Raw genomic sequence first — 4,466 nt, 5'->3', positions numbered from 1 at the left:
CGCAGATCAACCCGATTTCGCAATGCTTTCGCTTCGATGTCAGTCACACGGCCGACGGAACGCGGCAGCGCAGGAAGGGCATCGGGCACATAATAGTCGACTTCGGTGCCCCACAGCCCCATGAGCCTGGTCAGCTGCTCTTTGGACCGGGTAGCATTCAAGCGTGCCTGGGCAAGTTGTCCGGCGAGTTCGGCATTGAATGCCTGTTCACGGGCCTGCCCGGCTGTGTTGAGCGCGCCGGTCTCGCCCAGCCTCATAGCCAATTCCGATCCGGCGTCAGAGGTAGCTTTCGCACGGCGCAGATAGCTCACGGCCTCGAAGGCAGATACGGCATCGACCCATGCCTTCCGGGTCTGACTGGCCAGTGCGAGTGTGTCGTTCACGGCGCTCAGTTGAGCCTGCCGGAAATTTGCGTCTGCAATGGCCGTACGCTGCTTGCGAGTGGTGGCATCGAGCACGTTCGACCGGATCAGTCCCTCGATCGCCCTGTAGGCACCCAGTTCGGGCGCACCGATGCCCAGTATACCAATCGACACGATCGGGTTTTCCGGCGTCGATTGCTGCCAGGCCTCTGCGGCCGATAGGCCAACGTTCGCATAGGACGCCTGCAACCCCTTGTTGTTCAGAAGCGCGACCTGAACGGCGGTGTCCGCCGAAATGGTCTTGCGGTGCACCATTGCGTGCACCTGCTTCTTCAAGGCCTCGTTTTCGGCCTGGGTTTCGGCGAAAGCTGTCCGTTTGCCAATGGCTGGTGTGACCTGGCTGGAAATATTGGCGAAGCCAGCTTTTGGTTCCGTGTAGATGCCCGGCACTGCTGTAGCACAGGCACCCAAGATTAGCGGAAAGCCGAAAACCAGCGGAAATTTCGATACCCGCATCAGTTGCCCTCCGTCTGTTCTTGATTGACGGAACGCCAGTCGCGGGGACCTGTAGGGCCGCGATAGGTGTAGCCCGCCAAGGGGTCCTGATAGCTGATCGGTGACGAAACTGCCGCGTTGACGACGGCCTGTTGAGTCGCGACGGACGGCAACGGGGTGGGCTCATAGGCGCATGCGCCAAGCCCGAGGGCCGAAGCCCCCACAAGTAGATGAATTTTCATGAAAGTAACCTGATTGGTGAACGTTGTCTCACGCAGACTCTGCGCAAGGCTCACACCCGATTTGGGCGCCGGTTCAGATCAGGAATCGAGGGGGCCGAAGAAACCCTGCTGTTTCTACCGAATACGTTCGACCGTCCAGAATGACATATTCACTTGTACCAACCGGCTCTGCTCTGATCCTGGTGTCTTCGATGAAGACGACAGAAATACAGATGCCGTTGCAACACTCTTGGGATTGTTGCTCTTTGCCATCCTTGTCGGACGCTGCGATGTCGATGTCGCTTGCGACCCCAAGCTTCTCATGCGCGTGATGCGCATCGCTTCCGGTGTCATGAGTCATGGCAGCACCAACGACACCAACAGACTTGGCTTGATGTCCGTCATGCATGCCGGACGCAGCGTGAGCGGCAGAAGGTGGTGAAAACACCAATGCCAGTGCAAACGCAATGCACGTAAACGCCCTTGACCAGCTTGATATGAAAACTCGAAAGCTCATGCCGCGAATATCGGAGAGCGATGCAGTACAGTCAATCCGTCCTGCGCAGGAAGGTTTGTCGCTTTTTTTGAAACAGGCGAGTTTTGGCCGCTGCTGTCAGAGAGTGTTGCATATCAGCGACATGGAGAGAGCCAGTATCTCGGCTCAGCGGAGCGTTGCTGACGCATCTTGGCTACTGAACCTCTGCCAGCTTCTCAGACCTGTAGCCCGCATCGCTGATCGCTGCGGCCAATGCAGTTTCATCCAGAGTGCTGTCGACGTCGACGATACGTGAAGTCAGATCGCACGAAACCGTTGCATCTGGGTCGGCCGCCATAATGGCCCTTTGGATGGAAGCGGTACAATGGCCGCAACTCATGTTCAGTACGCTGAATCTGAACATCGCAATCTCCTTTGACGACATGCATGTAAGGCGTTCCGGCGCGGGAAGGTCAATGGCCAGAATTTTATTCTACATGCCTGTTGACCTTCCAGTAACTGGAGGCCCTATCTGCAGGAGTATCAGAACAAGGAGATTCTCATGTCGGATCCGCGCACCCTTCGGCTTTCCCTGCAAAACATGTCCTGCGCTTCCTGCGTCGGCCGCGTGGAACGTGGCCTCACGCGTCTGCCGGGGGTCAGCGATATCCGTGTCAATCTCGCCAACGAGACCGCCCAGGCGCAGATCGACGCACCGGAGCGCATCGCCGAAATCGCCACGACCCTTCAGGAGATCGGCTATCCGGCCCGTACCGGGAGCGTACGTCTGAACATTTCATCCATGTCCTGTGCCTCGTGCGTCGGTCGGGTGGACAAGGCACTGGCAGTGCTGCCGGGCGTGCTGGACGTGAACGTCAACCTGGCCTCGGAAACCGCTACGGTCACCTATCTGGAGGGCGCGGTCGCGGTTGTCGACCTCATCAGGGCGGCCAGCGACGCAGGTTACCCCGCCACTCAGGCCGAAGATAGTTCATCGGAAGACGCAGGAGCCCGTAGGAACGAAGAGGCGCGGGTTCTGGCACGACGGACTGTCGTGGCAGCGACCCTCGCCCTGCCGGTGTTTCTACTTGAGATGGGCGCACATCTGATCCCCGGCATGCACGGTCTGATCGGTGACACCATCGGCCATCGGGCCAGCTGGATGATCCAGTTCGTGTTGACCACGGCAGTCCTGCTCTGGCCAGGACGTACTTTTTACACACGCGGTTTCCCGGCACTGTTGAAAGGCGCGCCGGACATGAACAGCCTTGTCGCGGTTGGCACATCGGCGGCCTACATCTATTCACTTGTGGCGCTTTTCGCACCGACGCTGCTGCCCGCGGGATCGCGCGCGGTCTATTTCGAGGCGGCGGCGGTCATCGTGGTGTTGATCCTTCTGGGCCGCTGGCTGGAGGCCCGCGCCAAGGGCCGGACCGGGGCTGCGATCCAGAAGCTGATGGGCCTTCAGGCAAAGACGGCCCGTGTGCTGGTTGACGGGGAGCCGCAGGATGTGGCCATCGAACGCATCGTCGCTGGCGACATTCTGATCGTGCGCCCTGGCGAGCGGATCGCAGTGGATGGTGAACTGACCGAAGGCAGTGCCCGTGTGGATGAGAGTATGATCACCGGCGAACCGGTGCCGGTCGCCAAATCCGTGGGCGATCCCGTCACAGGCGGCACCGTCAACGGCAGCGGTGCCTTCCACTTCCGCGCGACGCGTGTGGGCGCCGACACGACGCTGGCCCAGATCATCCGGATGGTCGAAGAGGCGCAGGGCGCCAAGCTACCGATTCAAGGGCTGGTGGACCGGATCACGCTCTGGTTCGTGCCCGCTGTCATGGCATTGGCGCTTTTGACGGTGATTGTCTGGCTGTTGGTCGGTCCTTCGCCCGCGCTGTCCTTTGCTTTGGTGGCCGGTGTATCTGTGCTGATCATCGCCTGCCCCTGCGCGATGGGGCTCGCCACGCCGACGTCGATCATGGTCGGCACGGGACGTGCCGCCGAGATGGGCGTGCTCTTCCGCAAGGGCGACGCGTTGCAACAGCTATCCAGCGTGGATGTGGTGGCGCTGGACAAGACCGGAACGGTTACCCAGGGCCGCCCGGAACTGACCGATCTCGTGCTTGCGGACAGCTTTGACCGCACCGAGGTGCTGGCGCTTGTCGCCGCTGTGGAGGCGCAATCGGAACACCCGATCGCAGAGGCAATCGTGCGCGCGGCAAAGGTCGAGGGCGTCGCGCGGCATGACGCCAAGGATTTTGAATCCATCACCGGCCACGGCGTGCGGGCAAAAGTGGCGGGCCGCGAGGTGCTTGTCGGGGCCGACCGCCTGATGACCCGCGAGGGGCTGACAATCGGCGATCTGGCCGACGAGGAGCGTCGGCTGGCCGAACAGGGCCGCACCGCACTTTTCGCGGCGATCGACGGTCGTGTCGCCGCCGTCATCGCGGTGTCCGATCCGGTGAAGCCGTCCAGCGCCGCTGCAATCCGCGCATTGCACGCACAGGGACTGAAGGTCGCCCTGATCACCGGTGACAAGCGCGAAACGGCAGAGGCTATCGCCCGCGAAATCGGCATCGACCATGTGATCGCTGGCGTTCTCCCCGACGGCAAGGTGGCGGCGCTGGAAGATTTGCGCGGCGCTAGCAAGCGCATCGCGTTCGTTGGCGACGGGATCAACGACGCACCCGCGCTTGCCCATTCGGACGTGGGTATCGCCATCGGCACCGGTACAGACGTGGCCATCGAATCCGCAGATGTGGTGCTGATGTCAGGCGATCTGCGCGGCGTCGTGAACGCCCTCGAGGTGTCGCGGAGCACCATGCGCAACATCCGCCAGAACCTTTTCTGGGCATTTGGATACAACGTCGCCCTGATCCCGGTTGCGGCGGGCGTGCTTTATCCGGTGTCAGG

5 protein-coding genes are annotated in these 4,466 nt (G+C 61.2%); 1 reads left to right on the top strand and 4 read right to left on the bottom strand.

Annotated features, from left to right (window positions below):
- The 4 genes from RID11_RS00095 to RID11_RS00080 form a co-directional block, all read right to left on the bottom strand.
- Positions 1-878 (bottom strand): TolC family protein (locus RID11_RS00095; RefSeq protein WP_502949322.1); only part of this gene is annotated, 878 nt, incomplete at its 3' end.
- Positions 878-1,099: a hypothetical protein gene (locus RID11_RS00090; RefSeq protein ID WP_188678696.1), complete on the bottom strand. Its 222-nt coding sequence runs from the start codon at positions 1,097-1,099 to the stop codon at positions 878-880. The genes RID11_RS00090 and RID11_RS00095, both read right to left, overlap by 1 nt.
- Before the next feature lie 73 nt (positions 1,100-1,172).
- On the bottom strand, positions 1,173-1,595 hold the full coding sequence (locus tag RID11_RS00085) for a hypothetical protein (RefSeq protein WP_350134633.1): 423 nt from the start codon (positions 1,593-1,595) through the stop codon (positions 1,173-1,175).
- 172 nt (positions 1,596-1,767) lie between these two features.
- Positions 1,768-1,977: a heavy-metal-associated domain-containing protein gene (locus RID11_RS00080; protein WP_350134630.1), complete on the bottom strand. Its 210-nt coding sequence runs from the start codon at positions 1,975-1,977 to the stop codon at positions 1,768-1,770.
- A 138-nt stretch (positions 1,978-2,115) separates the two neighbouring features.
- Between RID11_RS00080 and RID11_RS00075 the strand changes: the two genes are divergently transcribed.
- Positions 2,116-4,466, top strand: a 2,351-nt coding sequence (locus RID11_RS00075) for a heavy metal translocating P-type ATPase (protein WP_350134627.1), incomplete at its 3' end; no start/stop codon positions are given.

Source organism: Roseovarius sp. (genome assembly GCF_040219995.1).
Lineage (GTDB): Bacteria > Pseudomonadota > Alphaproteobacteria > Rhodobacterales > Rhodobacteraceae > Roseovarius.
The sequence above is the reverse complement of the archived record's forward strand: the minus strand, read 5'-3'. Positions and strand labels throughout refer to the sequence as shown.